Annotated in this window: 22 protein-coding genes; 9 read left to right on the forward strand and 13 right to left on the reverse strand. The window is 65.0% G+C overall.

The annotated features are described in order from the left end of the window. Nucleotides 1-10: 10 nt before the first annotated feature. Both IAG25_RS04655 and IAG25_RS04660 read left to right on the forward strand, forming a co-directional pair. Nucleotides 11-1555, forward strand: a complete 1545-nt coding sequence (locus IAG25_RS04655; RefSeq protein ID WP_187603793.1) for an MFS transporter — start codon at nucleotides 11-13, stop codon at nucleotides 1553-1555. A gap of 77 nt (nucleotides 1556-1632) precedes the next feature. Continuing rightward, nucleotides 1633-2334 carry an SDR family NAD(P)-dependent oxidoreductase gene (locus IAG25_RS04660; protein WP_187603794.1) on the forward strand — a complete coding sequence of 234 codons (702 nt, stop codon included), beginning with the start codon at nucleotides 1633-1635 and terminating at the stop codon, nucleotides 2332-2334. A 3-nt stretch (nucleotides 2335-2337) separates the two neighbouring features. Here the strand turns inward: IAG25_RS04660 and IAG25_RS04665 are convergent, their stop codons facing one another. After that, nucleotides 2338-3381, reverse strand: a complete 1044-nt coding sequence (locus IAG25_RS04665; RefSeq protein ID WP_187603795.1) for a sensor domain-containing diguanylate cyclase — start codon at nucleotides 3379-3381, stop codon at nucleotides 2338-2340. Between the two features lie 307 nt (nucleotides 3382-3688). On the opposite strand from IAG25_RS04665, the gene IAG25_RS04670 reads away from it, so the two are divergent. Together IAG25_RS04670 and IAG25_RS04675 are read left to right on the forward strand one after the other, a co-directional pair. Further along, nucleotides 3689-3994 carry a helix-turn-helix domain-containing protein gene (locus IAG25_RS04670; RefSeq protein WP_187603796.1) on the forward strand — a complete coding sequence of 102 codons (306 nt, stop codon included), beginning with the start codon at nucleotides 3689-3691 and terminating at the stop codon, nucleotides 3992-3994. A 2-nt stretch (nucleotides 3995-3996) separates the two neighbouring features. Next, nucleotides 3997-5283, forward strand: coding sequence for a HipA domain-containing protein (locus tag IAG25_RS04675; protein ID WP_187603797.1), 1287 nt, complete (start codon nucleotides 3997-3999; stop codon nucleotides 5281-5283). On the opposite strand, the gene IAG25_RS04680 is transcribed toward IAG25_RS04675, so the two are convergent. The 10 genes from IAG25_RS04680 to IAG25_RS04730 form a co-directional block, all read right to left on the reverse strand. Continuing rightward, on the reverse strand, nucleotides 5276-6490 hold the full coding sequence (locus IAG25_RS04680; RefSeq protein WP_187603798.1) for an SAM-dependent methyltransferase: 1215 nt from the start codon (nucleotides 6488-6490) through the stop codon (nucleotides 5276-5278). The two genes, IAG25_RS04675 and IAG25_RS04680, sit on opposite strands and share 8 nt — an antisense overlap. After that, entirely contained in the window at nucleotides 6487-7245 is a 759-nt protein-coding gene (locus IAG25_RS04685) for a DUF1365 domain-containing protein (RefSeq protein WP_255503536.1), read from the reverse strand. Before IAG25_RS04685 ends, IAG25_RS04680 begins: the two co-directional genes overlap by 4 nt. After that, the gene (locus IAG25_RS04690; RefSeq protein WP_187603800.1) at nucleotides 7242-8543 is read right to left on the reverse strand and encodes an NAD(P)/FAD-dependent oxidoreductase; all 1302 of its coding nucleotides are present in this window, start codon (nucleotides 8541-8543) and stop codon (nucleotides 7242-7244) included. The genes IAG25_RS04685 and IAG25_RS04690 overlap by 4 nt, the downstream gene beginning before the upstream one ends. A 121-nt stretch (nucleotides 8544-8664) precedes the next feature. Next, complete coding sequence (locus IAG25_RS04695) at nucleotides 8665-9270, reverse strand: lipocalin family protein (RefSeq protein ID WP_187603801.1); 606 nt, start codon at nucleotides 9268-9270, stop codon at nucleotides 8665-8667. Continuing rightward, nucleotides 9267-10337: an SAM-dependent methyltransferase gene (locus IAG25_RS04700; protein ID WP_375336504.1), complete on the reverse strand. Its 1071-nt coding sequence runs from the start codon at nucleotides 10335-10337 to the stop codon at nucleotides 9267-9269. Before IAG25_RS04700 ends, IAG25_RS04695 begins: the two co-directional genes overlap by 4 nt. 61 nt (nucleotides 10338-10398) lie before the next feature. After that, entirely contained in the window at nucleotides 10399-11178 is a 780-nt protein-coding gene (locus IAG25_RS04705; RefSeq protein ID WP_187603803.1) for a DUF1295 domain-containing protein, read from the reverse strand. A 125-nt stretch (nucleotides 11179-11303) separates the two neighbouring features. Continuing rightward, complete coding sequence (locus tag IAG25_RS04710) at nucleotides 11304-12038, reverse strand: anti-sigma factor (RefSeq protein WP_187603804.1); 735 nt, start codon at nucleotides 12036-12038, stop codon at nucleotides 11304-11306. After that, nucleotides 12035-12640 carry a sigma-70 family RNA polymerase sigma factor gene (locus IAG25_RS04715; RefSeq protein ID WP_187603805.1) on the reverse strand — a complete coding sequence of 202 codons (606 nt, stop codon included), beginning with the start codon at nucleotides 12638-12640 and terminating at the stop codon, nucleotides 12035-12037. The genes IAG25_RS04710 and IAG25_RS04715 overlap by 4 nt, the downstream gene beginning before the upstream one ends. A 164-nt stretch (nucleotides 12641-12804) precedes the next feature. Beyond that, nucleotides 12805-13248, reverse strand: a complete 444-nt coding sequence (locus IAG25_RS04720) for an SET domain-containing protein (RefSeq protein WP_187603806.1) — start codon at nucleotides 13246-13248, stop codon at nucleotides 12805-12807. A gap of 308 nt (nucleotides 13249-13556) precedes the next feature. Beyond that, entirely contained in the window at nucleotides 13557-13835 is a 279-nt protein-coding gene (locus IAG25_RS04730; RefSeq protein ID WP_187603807.1) for a hypothetical protein, read from the reverse strand. A 98-nt stretch (nucleotides 13836-13933) separates the two neighbouring features. Here IAG25_RS04730 and IAG25_RS04735 point away from each other — a divergent pair, with 98 nt between their 5' ends. Continuing rightward, the gene (locus tag IAG25_RS04735; protein WP_187603808.1) at nucleotides 13934-15322 is read left to right on the forward strand and encodes an FAD-binding oxidoreductase; all 1389 of its coding nucleotides are present in this window, start codon (nucleotides 13934-13936) and stop codon (nucleotides 15320-15322) included. On the opposite strand, the gene IAG25_RS04740 is transcribed toward IAG25_RS04735, so the two are convergent. Continuing rightward, entirely contained in the window at nucleotides 15319-16374 is a 1056-nt protein-coding gene (locus IAG25_RS04740) for a DMT family transporter (RefSeq protein ID WP_187603809.1), read from the reverse strand. The two genes, IAG25_RS04735 and IAG25_RS04740, sit on opposite strands and share 4 nt — an antisense overlap. A gap of 149 nt (nucleotides 16375-16523) precedes the next feature. On the opposite strand from IAG25_RS04740, the gene IAG25_RS04745 reads away from it, so the two are divergent. Both IAG25_RS04745 and IAG25_RS04750 read left to right on the forward strand, forming a co-directional pair. After that, nucleotides 16524-16814, forward strand: coding sequence for a hypothetical protein (locus IAG25_RS04745; RefSeq protein ID WP_187603810.1), 291 nt, complete (start codon nucleotides 16524-16526; stop codon nucleotides 16812-16814). 74 nt (nucleotides 16815-16888) lie between these two features. Then, nucleotides 16889-17227, forward strand: a complete 339-nt coding sequence (locus IAG25_RS04750) for a cupin domain-containing protein (protein WP_187603811.1) — start codon at nucleotides 16889-16891, stop codon at nucleotides 17225-17227. Here the strand turns inward: IAG25_RS04750 and IAG25_RS04755 are convergent. Then, on the reverse strand, nucleotides 17224-18126 hold the full coding sequence (locus IAG25_RS04755; RefSeq protein WP_187603812.1) for a LysR family transcriptional regulator: 903 nt from the start codon (nucleotides 18124-18126) through the stop codon (nucleotides 17224-17226). The two genes, IAG25_RS04750 and IAG25_RS04755, sit on opposite strands and share 4 nt — an antisense overlap. Nucleotides 18127-18248: 122 nt before the next feature. On the opposite strand from IAG25_RS04755, the gene IAG25_RS04760 reads away from it, so the two are divergent. Continuing rightward, complete coding sequence (locus IAG25_RS04760; RefSeq protein ID WP_187603813.1) at nucleotides 18249-19190, forward strand: hydroxymethylglutaryl-CoA lyase; 942 nt, start codon at nucleotides 18249-18251, stop codon at nucleotides 19188-19190. Between the two features lie 7 nt (nucleotides 19191-19197). Further along, nucleotides 19198-20346: a CaiB/BaiF CoA transferase family protein gene (locus tag IAG25_RS04765; protein ID WP_187603814.1), complete on the forward strand. Its 1149-nt coding sequence runs from the start codon at nucleotides 19198-19200 to the stop codon at nucleotides 20344-20346. The last annotated feature ends 4 nt before the right edge of the window (nucleotides 20347-20350 follow it).

A 20350-nucleotide genomic window follows, 5' to 3' on the forward strand; every position in this document is an offset into this window, starting at 1 on the left:
CGCGCATGCCATGTCGAACACATCCGGGAACCGCTTTGTCCTGCTCACCGCGTCCGCGACGTGTGCGCTGATCACGCTCGACACGAACGTCGTCGCGGTGGCGCTGCCGTCCATCGCACGCGATTTTCACGCCGGTTTCGCCGATGTCGAATGGGTCGTGAGCGCGTACATGGTCGCGTTCGCCGCGTGCCTGCTGCCCGCGGGCGCGCTCGCCGACCGCATCGGCCGCAAGAAAATGCTGATCGCGGGCCTCGCCGTGTTCTCTCTGGCGTCGCTCGGTTGCGGGCTCGCGCCGTCCGCGCTGGCGCTGAACCTCGCGCGCGCGGCGAAAGGCCTCGGCGCGGCGATGCTGCTGACGTCCGCGCTCGCGATCATCGCTAACACGTTTCACGAAGGCGCGGCGCGTGCTCGCGCGTGGGCGGTGTGGGGCACGTGCATGGGCGTATCGACGACCATCGCGCCGCTCGTCGGCGGTGTCATCACGCAATGGGCGGGCTGGCGCTGGATCTTCCTGATGAATCTGCCGATCTGCGCGCTGCTCGCGGCATGCGCCTGGCGCGGCATGCGCGAATCGCGCAATCCACACGCGGGATCGCTCGATCTCGCCGGCAGCGCGCTCTTTGCCGCCGCGCTCGCGCTCGGCATCTGGGCGCTGATCGACGCGCAGGCCGACGGCTGGACGGACTGGCGCACCGTCGCGCGCCTCGCCGCGTGCGTGGTGCTTTTCATCGTTTTCGTGCGGGTGCAGCGCTCGCGTGCGCACGCGATGATCGACCTCGCGCTGTTCCGCCAGCCGCGCTTCGTCGCCGCCGTGCTCGCGATGTTCGGCTACGCGGCGTGCGCGCAAGTGATGATGACCTTCCTGCCGCTCTACTTGCAGAACGCGTTCGGCCTGCCGGCGGTGCGCGCGGGTCTCGGCATGCTGCCGTTCGCGATCGCGATGGTCGTCGGTCCGCATATCGGCGCGTCCCTGAGCAGGCGTGTCCCGCCGATGATGCTTTTGACGCTCGGCCTCGCGACCATCGGCGCGGGCAATCTGATGACGGCGCTCTTCGCGGGCATGTCGAGCTACGGGATGATCGCGGTCGGCATGATCGTCACGGGACTCGGCGCGGGCGTGCTCAACGGCGATACGCAGAAGGCGATCATGGCCTGCGTGCCGCCGAACCGAACGGGCATGGCCTCGGGCATCAGCACGACGACGCGCTTCACCGCGATCGTAACTTCGGTGGGCGTGCTGGGCGCCGTGCTCGCGACGCGCACGCACGCCGCGCTCGATACCCACGCGTCGAGCCTCGCCGATCCGCAACGCGTGCTCGATGCCACCTTCCTCTCGCGCCTGCTCGCCGGCGATCTCGCGCATGCGGGCGGAAGCCTCGCCGGGCCGCAGGGCGTGGCGATCATGCGGATCGCGCGGGAGAGTTTCGCGAGCGGCTTCGCGGCATCGCTCGGCGTGGCGGGCGTATGCGCGCTGATGATCGCGGCGGCGGTCTGGCTGCTCGCGGGCCGTGCGACTGTCGAAGGCGGCGCGACGGGATCGGCGCTGGCCGAATGACGGGAGCTGAACGGCTCGCCGCACGCCACGTTCCGTCCTATCCTTCTTCTGGCGCCATTGAACGGAGTGATCACGCAATGAACAGCCTGGAAGGAAGAATCGTCGCCATCACGGGCGGCTTCGGCAGTCTGGGACTCGCGACGGCGCGCGTGCTCGCCGGGCGCGGTGCGCGCGTCGCGTTGATCGGCCACGGAGGACCATCGGACGCGTTGCCCGCGCCGCTCGCCGATGCGTGCGTCGTCACCGGCATCGATCTGACGGATGCGAAGTCGGCGCAGAAGGCCATCGACACCATCGTTCAGCAGACGGGCGGCCTGCACGCGCTCGTGAACGTTGCGGGCGCGTTCAACTGGGAAACGATCGCGGACGGCAGCGTCGACACCTGGCAATCGATGTTCGACGTCAACGTGAAGACTGCGCTCAATGCATCGAAGGCGGCGCTCGCGCAATTGAGCGCGAAAGAGGGCGGGCGCATCGTCAATATCGGTGCGCTCGCGGCGATGAAAGCGGGCATGGGCATGGGCGCGTATGCGGCATCGAAGGCGGCGCTGCTGCGCCTGACCGAAGCGCTCGCGGAAGAACTGAAGGACAAGGGCGTCACGGTGAACGCGGTGTTGCCGTCGATCATCGATACCGCGCCGAATCGCCGCGACATGCCCGACGCCGATTTCTCCCGCTGGGTGAAGCCGGAGGAACTCGGCGCGGTGATCGCGTTCCTGCTTTCGCCCGATGCGCAATGCATCACGGGCGCGGCGATTCCGGTGACGGGGCGCGTCTGACGCTCAGCGGGTCTGCGCCTTGAACGTTTCACCCCGCATGCCCGCGCGATCCACGGCCGCGATGCGATTGCGGCCGTTGTCCTTCGCCTGATACAACTGCGCGTCGGTGAGATTGATGAATGCCGTGACGTCCATGCGTTCGCCGGGCACGACGGTGCCCACGCCGAAGCTCGCCGTCACTTGCTGATCATGCGGCGAGCGCACGTGCGGGATCGCTTTTTCGGCGATCAGCGCGCGGCAACGCTCCGCGATGCGCATCGCGGCTTCGGCGTCGGTATCGGCGAGGATCAGCGCGAATTCCTCGCCGCCGAAGCGACCGAGGAAGTGTTGCGGACCGGCCGCTTCGCCGAGCACGCCGGCGATGCGCTTCAGGCATTCGTCGCCCTGAACGTGGCCGTAATAGTCGTTGTACGACTTGAAGAAGTCGATATCGATCATGACGAGCGACAGCGGCCTGCCCGATTCCTTCGCGGCATCCCATTCGCGCGCCATCACGTCGTCGAAGCGGCGGCGATTGCCGACGCCCGTCAGGCTGTCGCTGAACGACAGGCGCTCCAGTTCCTGCTGCAATTGCGCGAGCTTTTCTTCGGTGCGCTTGCGTTCGCTAATGTCGAACATGAAGCCGATCAGCGCCTCGACCTCGCCTTTCTCGTTGCGCTCGACGTGCACGACGTCGCGCAGCCACACGTAGCCGCCGTCGCGGGTGAGCGCGCGGTAATCGGCCTCGTGATCGGTGCCGGCTTTGGATTGCGAGACGCAGAAGGTGACGACGGCTTCGCGATCGTCCGGATGCATGCGCTCGGCCCAGTCGTGGACCGTTTTCCACGATGACGGGGCCCAGCCGAGCAGCGACTCGATCTGCGGTCCGATGTAAGCAAATTCCATCGTCGCCCAGTCGATCTTCCATGGAATCGCTTTGGTCGATTCGAGCAGCGTGCGGTAGACGGCGTGATCGTCCTCGCCGAGTGCGCGGTCGGGTGGCGCGAGGGTGTCTTCGTGGCGCAGGAATGCGGCCTTGAGCGGGGGGGCGGAGGGGGCGCGAGTCATTGTGGGGGGCGGCGATGCCGGGGTGACGGTTGGGTGTGTTATCGGCAGGGGCGGAGGATTCTGAAGGGTGACGATACGGGCGCGGGGTTTTGGACTTTTCGAATGTCGAGAGGAGGAGGATGCGGCGTGGTTACCGAGCGGGAACGATGGATTCTTAGCACGCGCCTCGCGAGTTGCCTCGTTTCCGAACGGATACGAAACTCAATTTTCTTGCGTAGAATCATATTCCCGTTCCCGAGCGGATACCAAACGGGCTTCTATGGCTTGCGTCGTGGCATAATATTCCCGAGCGGGAACGGAGAGTGAGATGACCGACCATCGAGACCAGATAACCGACGTTGTTGCATTGGGTGCGCTCGTGCGCGCCGTGCGCATCGCACAAGGCTTCAAGCGGGATGAGCTGGCAACAGCGACTGGCCTGTCGCCCAAATTCATCACTCACGTGGAGTCAGGAAAATCAACGGCTCAGGTCGGGAAGGTGTTGCAGTTGCTCAACGAACTCGGCATGCGTTTCTATGTGGAGACGCCCGGCACGACTTTTACGAAAGAAAGCCTCAACGCCGCAATGAAGCGGCGCCGGTCGCGCCGAACCACTCCACCTGAGGCAACCTAGTCATGGCGTCCCGAACTTTGATTGCATACTCCAACGGGCGACGCGTCGGTACGCTGATTGATGAGAACGGTATTTGGAGCTTCGGCTACGATCCCGACTGGGTCGCAGCAAAGGATGCCTTTCCCTTGTCGCCGGCTTTTCCGCTGAACAGTGTCCGCGTCGTCGATGGCTCGTCAGAGCGTCCCGTGCAGTGGTTCTTCGACAACCTGCTTCCAGAAGAAGCTATGCGTGACGCGCTTGCGAAGGAAGCGTCCATGGACGCCAGCGACGCATGGGGATTGCTCGCCTATTACGGACGTGAAACCGCGGGCGCGCTTTCGCTGATGGCTGAGGGCGAAATCGAGCCCAAAGGTGACCGGGTTCCGCTGCCGCTCAACGAACTCGAAAAGCGCATTCAGGCAATGCCGACACTGGCGCTGAGTGCGACTTCGCCGAAGCGCATGTCGGCCGCGGGCGCTCAACAGAAGCTGCTCGTCATCCTGACGGGGAAGCACCCCAAACACGAGTTGTTCGAGCCCGTGGGCGCCCAGCCGTCCATGCATTTGCTCAAGCCGGATATGCGTACGACCGGCTATCCTCATTCGGCAATCAACGAGTTCTTCTGCGCGCGGCTGGCGCGCCAGTTGGGCTTGAACGTGCCCCATACGCATTTCCTGCGCGCGCCTTCGGCCTGTTACGTCATCGACCGATTTGACCGTGACACCGCGAGCACGCCAGCGTCACGAGTTCACATGCTCGATGCGACGCAGCTGCTCAACAAGGACAAGGCATTCAAGTACAACAACGCCAACGCCAAGGCCCTTGCCGAGTGCGTGGCCCTGCTCGGCACGAAGGCGCTTGCCCGACTCGCACTTTTCCGGTGGACTGTGTTCAACATCCTCATCGGTAATGCGGATGCCCATCTGAAGAACGTTTCTTTCTTCTCCCGTGCGAGCGGCTTCGCTCTTGCGCCTTTCTATGACCTTGTGAGCACGGTGGTCTACAACACGCCTTCTTACAATGAACACAGCGAGCCTTGGCCCCACGTGGAGCTTTCCATGCCCATTGGCAACGCGAGGCGGTTCGATGAGGTGTCGCGTGCGAACGTGCTTGCGTTCGCTGAAGAACTCGGAATCCGTGCGTCGGGCGCAAAAAAGGACCTCGAGAAGACGCTGGCCGAACTACCCGGCGCCATTGAGAGAGCGCGCGAAGAGGTCAATATCATTGCTGAACCCAGTGCTGGCGAGATTCGGCTCCTGGACGGCATCACACATATGCCGCTGAACGAAATGAGTCGAGCCCTCAGTTGATCTCCCGCCCCACCACGAAGTGCACAACCCCCGTCCGCCCTTCCTCGAACGCCGCTTCACAATAAGCCAGATACAGCCCCCAGGTCCGCAAAAACCTCTCATCGAGCCCTAGTGCACGAACCGCATCGACACGCGCTTCAAAAGCACCACGCCAACATCGCAACGTCCGCGCATAGTCCTCGCCAAACGACAGCGCCACACACGCCCCCATCCCCGCCCGCCGAGCCGCACGCACGAACCGCTCCGGACTCGGCAGCATTCCCCCCGGAAAAATCGTCTCCCGAATGAAATCACTCGACGCGCGATAAGCCGAAAACCGCGCATCCTCGATAGTGATCGACTGCACGAGCGCCTTCGCTCCCGGCGCCAGACACCGGCGCAGCGTGCGGAAATACGTCGGCCAGAACCGCTCCCCAACCGCCTCGAACATTTCGATCGACACCACCGCATCGTACTGACCGTGCAGATCGCGATAATCGCGCAACTCGATATCGACGAGCCCGTCCAGCCCTTCACGCGCGATGCGCTCGACAGCGAACGCATGCTGTTCCGACGAGATCGTCACGCCGTGCACGCGAATCCCGAGACGCGCCGCATGCCGCGCGAAGCCACCCCAGCCGCAGCCGATCTCCAGCACGCGCATGCCCGCGGTCAGCCCGAGCGTATCGACGATGCGCTGATACTTCCGATGCTGCGCGGCTTCGAGCGAAAGATCGGCGTCGCCGTCGAACCAGGCGCTCGAATACGTCCACGTCGGATCGAGCCAGAGCGCATAGAACGCATTGCCGATGTCGTAGTGCGCGTGAATGTTGCGTCGGCTGCCCGCGCGCGTGTTCATCCGCAACCGATGCCGCACGTTGTGCCAGCACTGCGCGAAAAACCCGCCCGCGACGGTGCGCCCGATCGCCGGCTCGTTGCGGATCGCGAGCCGCAGCAGGGCGCAAGGATCGGGCGTATCGATCCATCCATCGCGATACGCCTCCGCAAAACCGATGTCCCCCGCACGCAGAATCGCGCGGCAGGCGCGCCAGTCGTGTATGGAAAGGTGCGCGGCGGGCTGCATGAGCGGATCGCCGAACACGCCGCGGCCGCCGTCCGGCGTCACGAGCACCAGATGTCCGATGCGGATGCGACGCAGAAGGCCGAGAAAGATCCGTGCCGACAGCGGCATGGACGATGATGCGTAGAAGGACCGCAACAGGTTCATGGTCGGGATTTGGCGGTGTTCGGTGGATGCTTGCCGTGAAAGGGCACGCGCTTCATCCATAACCGCAGCGCCTGCCAGTGAATGCGAACGATGACGCTCGCGGCGAAAAGCGGCGCGCGCAGCATCGCGCGCCACACGAGCGCGCCGGTGAGCGGCCGCGCGGCGAGACCGATCGCGGTGCGAATCAGCAGGCCGTCACCATCGCGATAATCGATCGAGACGGACAGACGATCGCCGTGCCGCCGCACGCGAAATGCGTAATCGCCCGCGATCTCGCAAAAGGGCGAAACGTGCAGCGTCTTGCGACAGACGAGCACGGTGTCATCGGCGATCGGTGCGTGATCCTTAGCGCTCAGCAAGTAGCCGCGATGCTCGCCGAACGTGTTGCGCACATCGGCGTAAAGCGCGCGCAATGCGCCCGCGCGATCGTGACAGAACCAGAAGCTCACCGGATTGAACGCGTAGCCGAACACGCGCGGAATCGTCAGCAGATGGATTTCGCCATCGGCGGGAATGCGTGCTTGCGCCAGGCACGAGCGCATCCAGAGATCGAGATCGCAATCGTCGCGCGGACCGTAATCGCGCCTGAAAAGAGCGAGCGGCCGAATGCGGTCGATGCCGAACCACGCGCGTCGAAGCGCATCGAGTTGCGCGACGTCGCAATAGACGTAGCTCATCGGATATTCGAAGCGATGCCGCGTCGGGCGCAGCCGTTCGTGCATCACGCGGCCCGTCAGCCATTGCGCCGTTTTCATGGTTTCGCCCATGCCGGCTGCACGCCGAAATCGCGCGCGACGCGCAATGCCGACTTGAGTCCGTCCTCGTGAAAGCCGTAGCCGGTCCATGCGCCCGCGTACCACGTGCGGCGCGCGCCCTGAATGCGCGGCAGACGCGTCTGAGCGTCGATGGCGGCAAGATCGAAGAGCGGATGTTCGTATTCGTAGCGGCCGATCTCCGTGCCGGGCGCGGGTTCATCGACGGGATTGAGCGTCAGGACCACGGGCGTCCTGAAAGGCAAGGGCTGGAGCTGGTTGAGCAGATAGCTCACGCAGACCGGCTCGGCCGCTTCTCGCACAAGCCCCGCGCGTGCGCCGATATAGTTCCAAGCCGACCACACCCGGCGACTGCGCGGCAGCAACGCGCGATCCGTATGCAGCACCGCGCGATTGCCCTGATAGCGCACGGCGCCGAGCAATGCGCGTTCTTCGGCGGATGCGTCGTCGAGCAGGCGAAGGCTCGTCGGAGCGTGCGTGGCGAAGACGACGGCATCGAAGCGCTCGGGACCGGCATCGTCGGTCATCACGGTGACGCCTTCGTCGTCGCGGCGAACGCCTCGCGCGGGCGTATGCGTGCGCACGTCGTCGAGCGTCGCCGCGATGCGCCGCACATACTCGCGCGCCCCGCCCGCGACTGTCTTCCACGGCGGCCGATGGTTCACCTGCAAGAGCGCGTGATTCAGGCAGAAGCGCAGAAACGTCGCAGCGGGAAAGCGCAGGATATCGTGCGCCGCGCTCGACCAGATCGCCGCGGCCATCGGCAAAAGATAGTGACGTTGAAACGGCGCGCCGTAACCGCCTTCGACGAGCAGTTCGCCGACCGAGCAGCGATTCACGCTCACGCGCTCCAGATGCGCGTGCGCCGATGCATTGAAACGCAGGATATCGCGCAGCATGCCGAGAAACGAAGGCGAGAACAGATTGCGCCGCTGCGCGAACACCGTGTTGAGATTCGTGCCCGCCCATTCGAAGCGCCCGCCGTCGAGCGAAACGGAAAACGTCATCTCGCTCCGATGCGCGAGCACGCCGAGCTCGTCGAAGAGCGCGATGAGGTTCGGATACGTGCGGTCATTGAACACGAGAAAGCCCGTATCGACGGGATGCTGCATGCCATCGAGCGCGACATCGACGGTATGCGTGTGTCCGCCGAGATAATCGGCTGCTTCGAACAGCGTCACGCGATGCGCGCGCGAGAGCAGATACGCGCTCGCGAGACCGGCGATCCCCGCGCCGATCACCGCGATACGCTGCTGTCTTCCTTTTGTCGATGCATTCATGCCGGGCGGTCTCCTCGCGCCAAAAGGTCTCCTCGCGCCACATGGACGTGGCTGTTTTCAAGAGATACGAGAAGGACGCGCGCGCGGATGCATGCGCGTGTCGTGACATCGTGACGTCGCGTCACTCGCGCTGACCGGGGCTCTGAAATCCGGGCTGTCCGATCTGTTCGGGCGATTGCGGCACGCGACGGAAACGTGCGATGTCGTAGCCCATCGCGTCGAGGCGCGCCAGTAGCGAGCGATAGACGTCGTCGCTCATCGACGGCTCGCGCGAGAAGATCCAGCCGAGTTTCTTGTTCGGATAGCCGAGGATCGTGTAGCGATAATCCGGATCGACGTAGAGCGTGAGTTGCGTCACGTGAACCGGCCAGAACGGTTGCACGCTCCATTCGCCGCCATCGCTGCCGGGCTTCACAGTGTCGACGAAATGATGCGTCGTTTCCGCTTGGTCGAAACCGTTCTTGCGGCCGTGAAAGACGTCGTCGATTTTGCCGTCGGGGCGCAGCGACCATTCGACGTGCGTGCCGACGAAGTCGCGTTCTGCGAAGTACGGGATGTTCGCGATGACATACCAGCGCCCCATGTAACGCGGCACATCGACGGGCACGGTATGAAGCGGCTCGCCCGCGCGCGGATTCGGATTCGGCGGGCTCGAACAACTCGCCAGCGCCGCGACGACGCCCGCCGCCACGAGCGCAACGACCAGCACGCGATGTACATTTTTCATGTCGTCACCTTCATCGGACGCTTCTCGAACAGAAAATGCGCGACGCCCCATTCGCCGCCGCGCGCGTAGCCGAATAGTTCGGCGACCGCCATGTAGAACATGCGCCAGCGCTGGAACCAGATCGCGGCCGCATCGCCGTAGACGTCGTGGAGCATCGGCATGACGGTATCGCGTGCGGCATCGAGTGCTGCGAGCCATTGATTCGCGGTACGCGCATAGTGCGTGCCGTTCATCCACCACTGACGCGTCGCGCGCAGATCGTCCTGGAAATGCAGCAGCAAAGAGGCGGAAGGCATCGTGCCGCCGGTGAAGAAGTAGCGCGACATCCAGTCGCCGCCATCGCGCGACGTGAAGTGATACGCAAGCTTCTTGTGCGCGAAGTGGTGGACAAAAAGTCGTCCGTCATCGGCGAGCCAGCGCGCGATCTTCGCGAGCAGCAAGCCGTAGTGCTTCATGTGCTCGAACATCTCGATCGAGACGATTCGATCGAACGGCGCTTCCGCACGCGCGAATTCGAAATCGACGATATCGCCCGTCACGACGCGCACATTGCCGAGCCCGCGCTGTCGCGCCCGCGCTTCGATGAACGCGCGCTGCCCGTGCGAATTCGACAGCGCGACGATCTGCGCGCGCGGATAACGCTGCGCCGCCCACAGCGCAAACGAACCCCAGCCGCAGCCGAGATCCAGAATGCGCTGGCCATCGGCGAGTTGCGCGCGCTCCGCATAGCGTTCGAGCATCGCGAGTTCGGCCTGCGCCAATGACTCGTCGCCGAGCGGATAAAAGCCGCACGAATACTTCAGACGCGGTCCGAGATGCGCCTCGAAGAATGCGTCGGGCAATTCATAGTGTTGGGCGTTGGCGGCTTGCGTGTCGATCGCGATCGGGCTCGCGCGCAGTTCGGCGAGCAGGCGTTCGAACGCCTCCATGCGCAGCGCGTTGTCGTTCGCGTGTTCGTCGGTGAGACGCTGGCGGATCAGCATGCGCATGCCGGCACGCACGAGCGCATCGGGCACGAAGCCGCGCTCGCACGCGCGAATGATCCGGCTCTCGTCGTGCGCGGGCATGTCGGCCGGCGTTGCGGGCGTCTCGTGGGCGGTGATGTTTATCGGCATATCGTTCCTCTGTTCACACGCGTTTGCGTGGCCACGGAATCAGCGCGCTCGTCGTGCGCATGTAGTCCCGATAACCGTCGCGCGTTTCGGCCAGACGCGCTTCCAGAATCGGAATGCCCGATACCTTCAGCAGCAGCCAGGCCATCAGCACGGGCGGCGCGAGCGTGGCCCAGCCCCACGGCAGCTCGATCGACAGCACGGCGTAGGCGAGCCAGTGCACGCACTCGAAGAAGTAGTTCGGATGACGCGAATAGCGCCACCATCCTTCGCGGCAAACTTTCCCGCGATGCGCGGGATCGGCGACGAAGCGCTTCAGTTGACGGTCGGCGGCGGCTTCGCCCGCGACGGCGATGATCCAGACCGCGACGAATCCCGCGACGCCCAGCGGACTCGCCGCATCGTCCGCGTAGGCGGGCACGAAGAACGCGATGGCGAGCAGCATCGAAATGAATGCCTGCAACTGGAAGAACCCGAACATGTTGAGCGCGGCCTGCGCGCCCCAGCGCTCACGAAACGCGCGATAGCGAGGGTCTTCAGGCTTGCCGTGATTGCGCCGCCACAGATGCTGCGCGAGTCTCGCGCCCCAGACGGCGCCGCCTGCCGCGACGCACACGCGATTGACCATCGCCCCGGTTCCGCAAGCGGCGATGAAAAGCGCGGCCGCGCCAAGCGATGCGGCCCAGACCGGATCGACCATGCCGGCGTTTTCCGTGCGCAACTGCCAGAGCCACACGACGGAAAACACCAGCACGAAACCGATGACGACGACAAGAATGGTGACGATGACGGGCATGACGGCTCCGCAAACATGCGTTCACAGAGCAATACGGATGCCGCACGCGAGCGGATGCAGCGTGATGGAGTCGAACGAAAAGTGGACATGCGCCGACAGCAGTCGGCGCACGAAGACAGCAAGCGTCAGGTCGAATGCATCTGGCCGGTCGCGAGCACCGTGCCGGTCGGCGCGCCGGTCGGCGATCCGCCCGGCGGCTCATCCGATACCGCGAGTACGGCCTGCGCGTTCATCTGCGCGACGATCTCCGGCGGCAGTGTCATCGTCGCGGGCTGATCGGCAGGAAAGACGCCGAGCGCGATCGGCTTCGCGTTCGGCGGGATGAGCCAGAGTTCCGTCGTGCGATTCGCGGGCACCGCCGCACGCGACGCGGGCACGAGGACCATGCGCGCGCGCCGCAAGTCGACGGTCGCGGTCCAGTGCACGAGGCCGTCCTTGCGCGCGATCGTCGCGACGAGATATTCGTTAGGAACGGCCGCGGTCGTCGGCGGCGCTTGCGGCGGCTGGCGCAGCAAGTTGAAGGTCACGCCGAGCAGCACCAGCGCGGCGACGCTCGCGCCGATCGTGAGCCAGCGCCAGACGTTCAGGCTGTCCCACCAGCGCTTATGCTCCGGCGCGCTTTGCGGGGTCATGAACCCCAGATCGCGGCGGATGCGCGTCCATACGCGCTCCGGCGGCGCGATCGCGCGGATGTCTTCGGCGAGCGGCGCGAACCGTTGGTGCCAGTCGTCGAGCGCGCGCTGCAATGCAGGATCGCGGGACACATCCGCTTCGAGCGCGGCGCGTTCCTGCGCATCGAGCACGCCGAGCGCGTATTCGGCGCAGCGCTGATCGTCGTCATCGCGGGCGGGCGTGTTCATTGTTCGAGGCAGGTCTTGAGTTGCATCAGGCTGCGGCGAATCCAGCTTTTCATCGTGCCGAGCGGCACGGCGAGCCGTTGCGCCAGTTCGCTATACGTCGCGCCGGTGAAGAAGGCCTCGCGGATCGCGCTCTTCTGCTGCGGTTCGAGCCTGTCGAGACAATGTTCGAGCCGCAGCCGCTCCTGGCTGGATTCGGCGGCGACGGCGGGTGTTGGAGATTCGTCGGCGATCTCGGCCGTGTCGTTCTCGCCGAGCAGTTCCTCGCGATGCTGACGCATGCGGTCGATCGTACGATTGCGCCCGAGCGTGACGAGCCATGTGACCGCACTGCCGCGCGCCGGATCGAAGGTATCCGCGCGGCGCCATGCGGTGGCGAAAACTTCCTGGAGAATGTCTTCCGCTTCGCCGCGATCGTGGATCATGCGCACGATCACGCCGAAGACGCGCGGCGATGTCGCGCGATACAACTCGGCGAACGCGCGCTCGTCGCCCTTCGCCACGTTCGCGAGCATCTCGTTGGCGCGCTCGCGACGCAGCCGGCCGGCGTCGTCGGAGGAATCCGGGGCGAAGTTCTCGGTGCCGCCTGAGGTGTTGTCCGTCATGGGCAGAATGAGCCGGGCTGCGCTTCGGGCTGGGTATGTCGCGCAATATAGCACTGCGCCTTGCGATTCACTTGCCGTATTCATGACTATGCCGATGGTCTCGCGACCCATGTCGCCTCGATCGACGATACGGACCGCGAGCCCGCGGAGATGCAGCGCGAGCGCTACTTGCGCGACGACAGCATCGTTCCGCGGCAGCTCGACGCGAGACATCGGCAGGCATAGAGCCGCTTCAACGCGGCGGTGCGGCGGCCATCGACGGTCAGGCAATAGTCGATGAACAACTCCTGCCCCTTCACGATCGGCCGGATGGCGCGGATGAACACGCGCTCGCCGTCCTGCTCCGCTTCGCAGTTCGGCGCGCAACTGTGATTCAGCCAGCGCGCGGAATTGCCGCCGCGCGCGCCGTCGATGACACTGCCGTCATCGAGGCCGAAGAGGAAGGTGTGGCCGTCTTCCGCAGTCGATTTCGCGTGCATGCGCTGCGCTTCCTTCCACGACAGACGCTGGCCTTTGTATTCGAGCAGCAGCGCGCCGATGGGCAGATCGGCGAGAGCGAAAACGCCCCGGCCATGAACGGGCGAAGTCCGGACAGTGATTCGACGCATGGTGTGGCGGTTCACAATAATGAGGTTGAATATTTGAGTGCGGGCGTGAGCATCGTTATGATGTGGCCGTCATAAATCGCTGTCACGTCCAATGCCCGCAGTTTCTCCCCGCAACAGCAGGAAGCGCAAGCCGTTACGCGGCTCGCTTGCGCGATATCACAACAGGATCGTTGAAGTGCTCGGGGAGGCGCGCGGCCAGCGCGTGATGATACGGTCCATCCATGACGATGGCGTCGAGCGGCGCACGGCAGTCAAGTGGATCAACCTGCTGCCGCTGGACACCGAGTTGTTCTAGTTCCAGCCGACACCTAACTCCGAGCCAGTCCGCGCGCCTGTTCGAGCAACGCGGCCGCGGCGAGAAATTCCTTCCGGCCGGCCATCGTGAGCGCGGCGATCGCGGTGTCCCTGAAGAGTTCGTCGTCGGATGTGAGCGGCGCACGCGATTCGCCGGCGCGTGCCTGACGCAACCGGAAAAACGCCAGCATCTCGAACGCCTGAGCGCGTTGATCTCCGCTCACGCCCGCCGCGACCAGTTCTGCCGCGCCCGTCAGTTGAGCCAGCGCGCTTTCGTAGTCTGCACGTTCCATCGTCGCGTTTCTCCCGGATGATTGCCGGTAATTCTCGCGCGTTTTGGTTCAAACTGTCGCATCTGACATCGACGCGAAACAACGAACGGAGACGACGCATGGTGGCAAGCGAAGCAGTAATGGCATTGCGTGAAGCGCTCGGCGCGCAGGTCGTGGCGTTGCCCGACGAATTCGGAGACAGGCGCGTCGCGGACTGGAGCGGCTTGCCCGGCGCGACGCCGCTCGCGATCATCCGGCCGCGCTCCACCGATGAAGTCGCGCAGGCGCTCGCAATCTGCGCGAAGTACAAGCAGCCGGTCGTTACGCAAGGTGGTCTCACGGGGCTCGTCGGCGGCGCGAATCTGCTCGGCGGCGAAGTGGCGCTGAGTCTCGATCGCATGAACCGCATCATCGAGATCGACGACATCTCCGCGACGATGACCGTCGAGGCCGGCACGCCGCTGCAAGTGGTTCAGGAAGCGGCGAGCGCGGCGGGCTTCTACTTTCCGCTCGATCTCGGCGCGCGCGGCAGTTGCTCCATCGGCGGCAATCTCGCGACGAACGCGGGCGGCAACCGCGTCATCAAGTACGGCATGATGCGCGATCAGGTGCTCGGCGTCGAAGCCGTGCTGGCGAGCGGCGAGATCGTCGGCGGCTTGAACAAGATGATCAAGAACAACAGCGGCTACGACTTGCGGCACCTGTTGATCGGCAGCGAAGGCACGCTCGCGGTGATCACGCGCGTCGTATTGCGTCTGCGCCCGAAGCCCACGGCGACCGCCACCGCATGGTGCGGGCTGCCGGATTTCGCCGCCGTCACCACGCTGCTCACGCGCGCGCAGGCGAGTCTCGCGCCGGGCGTGTCCGCGTTCGAGGTGATGTGGGCCGGCTATCACGATACGGTTATCGCCAATCTCAGGAATCTGCGCGCGCCGCTCGCCGATGCGCATCCGTTCTACGTGCTGCTGGAAAGCGTCGGCACCGATCCCGTCCGGCACGGCGAAGCCTTCGAGGAATTTCTCGGCGCCATGCTCGAAGCGGGCACCGTCACCGATGCGGCGATCGCGTCGAACGAAGCGCACGCGCGCGATTTCTGGGCGATCCGCGACGCACCCGGCGAATACGATCGCTTCATCCCGAACTACGCGGCGTACGACGTGAGTTTCTCGATCGCGCAGGTCGGCGAGGCGGCCGCGCAATGCGAAGCGCGTCTGCGCGCGCGCTGGCCCGATGCGATCGTGATGACGTACGGCCATCTGGGCGACGGCAATATCCATATCGTCGTCGACCTTCCCGGCAGGGGAAAGCAGGACCACGACGACATCGATGCCGTCATCTACGACGTCACGCGCGAATTCGAAGGCTCGATATCGGCGGAGCACGGCATCGGCATAAAGAAGCGCGACTATCTGCACCTCGCGCGCCGCGCAACCGATATCGCGTCGATGCGCGCGATCAAGGCATCGCTCGATCCGCACGGGCTGCTCAATCCGGGCAAGGTGTTCTAGCCGTGCTTGTGCGCGTGCCGGTGATGAATGTCGGGGAAATGCGCGTGTGAATGCGTGATCGGCAGATGCACGTGCGGATGCGTGTGCGGCTCGTCGCCGGAATACGGAAAGTCGTGCACATGCCGATGATGCTCGTCATGCACATGCCGATGCGTATGTTCGAGCGGCTCGTGCGTATGCACGTGTTCGTGGCGCTCGCGTACGTGCAGCCATACGCCGAGCGTCATCAGCGCGGCGGCGATCCAGAAGGACGCGCCCGGCGTCTGCGGCCACATCGCGAGCGAGAGCGCGACGCCGAAGACCGGCGCGACCGAAAAGTACGCGCCCGTGCGCGCCGTTCCGAGACCGCGCAGCGCGATCACGAACAACACGAGACTTACGCCGTAGCCGCCGAAGCCAGTCGTCATCGCGCCGGCGACGATGTGCAGCGCGGGCAGATGCGCGCCCATCGCGAGCGCGATGCCGAGATTCACCGCGCCCGCGACGAGGCCCTTCGCGCAAGCGATCAGCATCGCGTCGGCGGTCGAGATTCTGCGCGTCAGGTTGTTGTCGATGGCCCAGCACAGGCACGCCAGCGCGATCAGCAGCGCGCCTGTCGTAGCGTGCGCCGCGCCCGGCTGCCAGGCGAGCACGACGCCGCCCGCGACGATCGCGGCCATGCCGAGAAACACGGAAAAATCCACGTTCTCCCGAAACACGATCCACGCGATCGCCGCCGTCAGCACGCCTTCCAGATTGAGCAGAAGCGAACTCGTTGCGGCCGGCGTACTCGTGAGTCCGAGCATCAATAACGCCGGCCCGGCGACGCCGCCGAACGCAATCGCGCCGAAGAGCCACGCGATTTCCCGCGCGCGCAGGCCTTCGTTTGTCGCGCCCAAGAACGCGCGGCCGAGCAGGATCGCGCCGAGGCCGACGCCGCTGCCGAGATAGAACAGGCCGGCGACCATGAACGGCGGCATCGGGCCGAGCAGCGCCTTGGCGATCGGCGTGGTCGCGCCGAAGAGCGCGGCGGCTGATAGGGCGGTGAGGATCGCGGTGAATCGGCTATGCATGGGGAGGGATCGTCAGTGAGCGCCGATTCTTCAGTGTAGACGACACCGAACCCTCGGATGATTCGTGTCATTCGCGCGCTCATTTTTCGCTCATTTTCGTTGGGCAGAATGCTTCCATCGACAAACAACTGCAATCCAGGAGACGGGAAATGAGAGCGATCAAATACGCGATGGTGGCCGCCCAACTGACTTTCGGCCTTGTGACGGTGGCGCAGGCGCATCCGTTCTTCGGCGTGGGGATCGTGGGCGGGCCGGTGTTCCCGGTCGCATCGAGCGCGCAGAGCGCGCCGCCGCTGCCGGTCTATCAGCGCGCGACGGATTCGGGCCCCGCGCCGCTGCCGCTCGACGCGCGGCCGGTGCGTTACGCGGAGCCGGCCATCGGCAATATTGCGGCGATCATGGGGCGGGGAGATGCTGCGGGGCTTCAGGGCGGTGTTTGAATGGACAATCCCGCTCACATCGAGGCTAAAAAGATTCGTTTGTAACGCCTGACCCACCGCGTTAGCCTGAACGAATGACTGAAACCATCGACTACGCAGCCATCGCCGATGCCGCCCGCGACGGCTACATGAACCGCGTCATCTCGAGCGTCAACGATCACGATGTCCACATCAGCGTGATGGACGCGCCTTATCGATGGCACTTTCATCCGAATTCGGACGAGACTTTCGTCGCCGTCGAAGGGACACTCGTCATCGAATTCGAGGAGGGCGCCGTCGAACTGCGCGCGGGGCAATTGCTCACCGTGCCCGCGGGCAAGCCGCATTGCACGCGCCCGGGCGGCGCGCGATCCGTCAATCTGACATTCGAGAAGAAGGACGCGCAAACCGTGTTCTGCGACGCGCCGCGTTAGCGCGCGGCCCGCGTTTCCAGATGTTCGACGAGGCGTCGCGCCGCCGGCTGCAACGCTTCGAAATCCCTGAAGCACACGACGAAGCGCCGTTTCGCGAACGCATCGGAAAGCGGAACGGCTTCGACGCCGAGCGCCTGCCGATACGTTCCCGCGACTTCCATCGGCACGACGCTGATGCCCAGTCCCGCCGCGACGACGCGAAACGCCGCGTCGAAGCTCGACACGATCACGCGATACGACATCGTCTTGCCCGCCTGCGCGGCCGCGCGTTGCAGCATCGTATGAACGGCCGTCGCGGGCGGCAGACCGACATGCTCGAAGTCCAGCGATTCCTCGAAGCTCACCGAAGGCCGACGCGCGAACGGATGATCGGCGGGCACCGCGAGCGCGAGCCGGTCATGCCGATACGCCCGATGCTGCAAGCCGCGCAGATCGACGCTGTCCCAGCACACGCCGACCGACGCCACGCCTTCGCGCAGTTGCCGCACGAGATCGTGCGACAGGCGCTCTTCCACATCGACCTTGATGTTCTGATTTGCGGGCTCGCGCATGAACGACGCGATATCGTCGAGCAGCGCTTCCGCAATCGCCGATGCCGACGCGCAAATGCTCACGCGCCCCATCAGACCGCCGCCGAACGCGGCGACATCGTTCGCGATGCGCTCCATCGTGAAGAGCACGCTGCGCGCATGCTCCAGCAGCGCGATGCCCGCGGGCGTCGGCTCGACGCCGCGCCGCGAGCGCGATAGCAGCGGCACGCCGAGCGACGTCTCCAGTTGCGCGATGCGCTTGCTGATCGCCGAAGGCTCGATATGCGATTCCTGCGCCGCGCGCGCGATGTTCTGGTGCTCGCAGACCGTCACGAACAGGCGCAGCGTTTTCAGGTCGATGTCGCGCATGGGCGGGCCACTCCTCTGACGTTCCGAACGGGAAGCATGAGCCTTCCAAATTACCGCTTTAATGGCGTTTGCGGAATCTCTAAAGTCGAGACCATACACACAAAAGACTCGGAGACAAAGCCATGCCCGCGTTCCCACAGCGCGCCGTGATCCGTGAGGTCGGCCTGCGCGACGGCCTGCAAAGCATTCGAACGATCGTGCCGACCGAACGCAAGTTCGAATGGATCGGCGATGCGTACGCCGCCGGTCAGCGCGAAATCGAAGTCGGTTCGTTCGTGCCCGCGCGCCTCCTGCCGCAACTCGCCGATACCGCCGAACTCGTCGCGTACGCCAGGACGTTGCCGGGGCTTTTCGTCTCCGTGCTCGTGCCGAATCTCAAGGGCGCCGAGCGCGCCATCGAAACACAAGCCGATCTGATGCTCGTGCCGCTCTCCGCGAGCCGCGCGCACAGCCTCGCGAACCTTCGCAAGACGCCCGAGGAAGTCGTCGCGGAAGTGGCGCGCATGCGGGCGGCGCGCGATGCGTCGGGTTCGAAGACGATGATCGAAGGCGGCATCGGCACGGCGTTCGGCTGCACGATTCAGGGCCACGTCGATCCCGCCGATGTGCTGCGCTACGTGCAGGCGCTGCTCGATGCCGGCGCGGACCGCGTCTCCATCGCCGATACGGTCGGTTATGCCGGGCCGTCCGCGGTCCGCGATCTCTTCGAGAAGGCGCGTGTCATCGCGGGCGAGCGCTTCTGGTGCGGTCATTTCCACGACACGCGCGGCCTCGCGCTCGCCAACGTCTACGCCGCGCTCGAAACCGGCGTCGCGCGTTTCGATGCGACGCTCGCGGGCATCGGCGGATGTCCGCATGCGCCGGGCGCGAGCGGCAATGCATCGAGCGAAGACCTCGCGTTCATGCTCGCCGATATGGGCATCGATACCGGCATCGACATTCCCGCCTTGCTGAAGCTGCGCGCGAAGGTCGCGCGCTGGCTCGACGGCGAAACCCTGCGCGGCGCGCTCGCGCTCGCGGGCTTGCCGGTCACGTACGAATCAACCGCTGCAATCGAAGCCTGAGGACGATATGAGTCATTCAACCCTGCCGCTCGAAGGCGTGCGCGTGATCGAATTCACGCATATGGTGATGGGCCCGACCTGCGGCATGATCCTCGCGGATCTCGGCGCGGAAGTCATCAAGATCGAACCGCCCGGCGGCGACAAGACGCGCAATCTGCCCGGCCTCGGCATCGGCTTTTTTCGCTCGTTCAATCGCAACAAGAAAAGCGTCGTCATCGACATCAACACGGAAGAGGGGCGCGACGCCGCAATCGATCTGATCGGCCAATGCGACGTGCTGCTCGAAAACTTCCGCCCCGGAATGATGGCGAAGTTCGGGCTCGACTACGACACGCTCTCGAAGGCGCATCCGAAGCTCATCTACGTGTCGCACAAGGGCTTCCTGCCGGGCCCGTATGAAAAGCGCCTCGCGCTCGATGAAGTCGTGCAGATGATGGGCGGCCTCGCGTACATGACCGGTCCGGCGGGCCGCCCGCTGCGCGCGGGGACATCGGTGAACGACATCATGGGCGGCATGTTTGGCGCGATCGGCGTGCTTGCCGCGATGCGCGAACGCGATCTCACGGGACGCGGCCAGGAAGTGCAGAGCGCGCTCTTCGAGAACTGCGTGTTTCTTTCCGCGCAACACATGCAGCAGTACGCGATGACGCGCGAAGCGCCGCCGCCGATGCCATCGCGTGTATCGGCGTGGAGCGTGTACGACGTGTTCACGCTGGCCGAAGGCGAGCAGCTCTTCATCGGCGCGGTGAGCGACAAGCAGTTCGTGACGCTCTGCGACGTGCTCGAACGCCCCGACCTCGCGCAGGAACCCGGCTTCGCGACCAATGCGATGCGCGTCGCGGTGCGGCCGCATCTGCTCGCGCGGCTCGGCGAGATTCTCGCGAATCATCGCGCGGACGAACTCGCGCCGAAGCTCGAAGCGGCCGGCATTCCGTACGCGCCGATCATGCGCCCCGAACAGTTGCTCGACGATCCGCACCTGAAGGCGAGCGGCGGCCTCGTGCCGATGCAGACCGACGACGGCGGCACCACCGACGTCGTATTGCTGCCGCTCACGATGGGCGGACGCCGCCCCGGCGTGCGTCAACCGCTCGCGCGCGTCGGCGAGCATACGGACGAAGTGCTGGGGCAGCTCAGGAAGAACGTCACGGCGTGAAGCA

Origin of the sequence: Caballeronia sp. EK (genome assembly GCF_014384845.1) — a bacterium.
GTDB lineage: Bacteria > Pseudomonadota > Gammaproteobacteria > Burkholderiales > Burkholderiaceae > Caballeronia > Caballeronia jiangsuensis.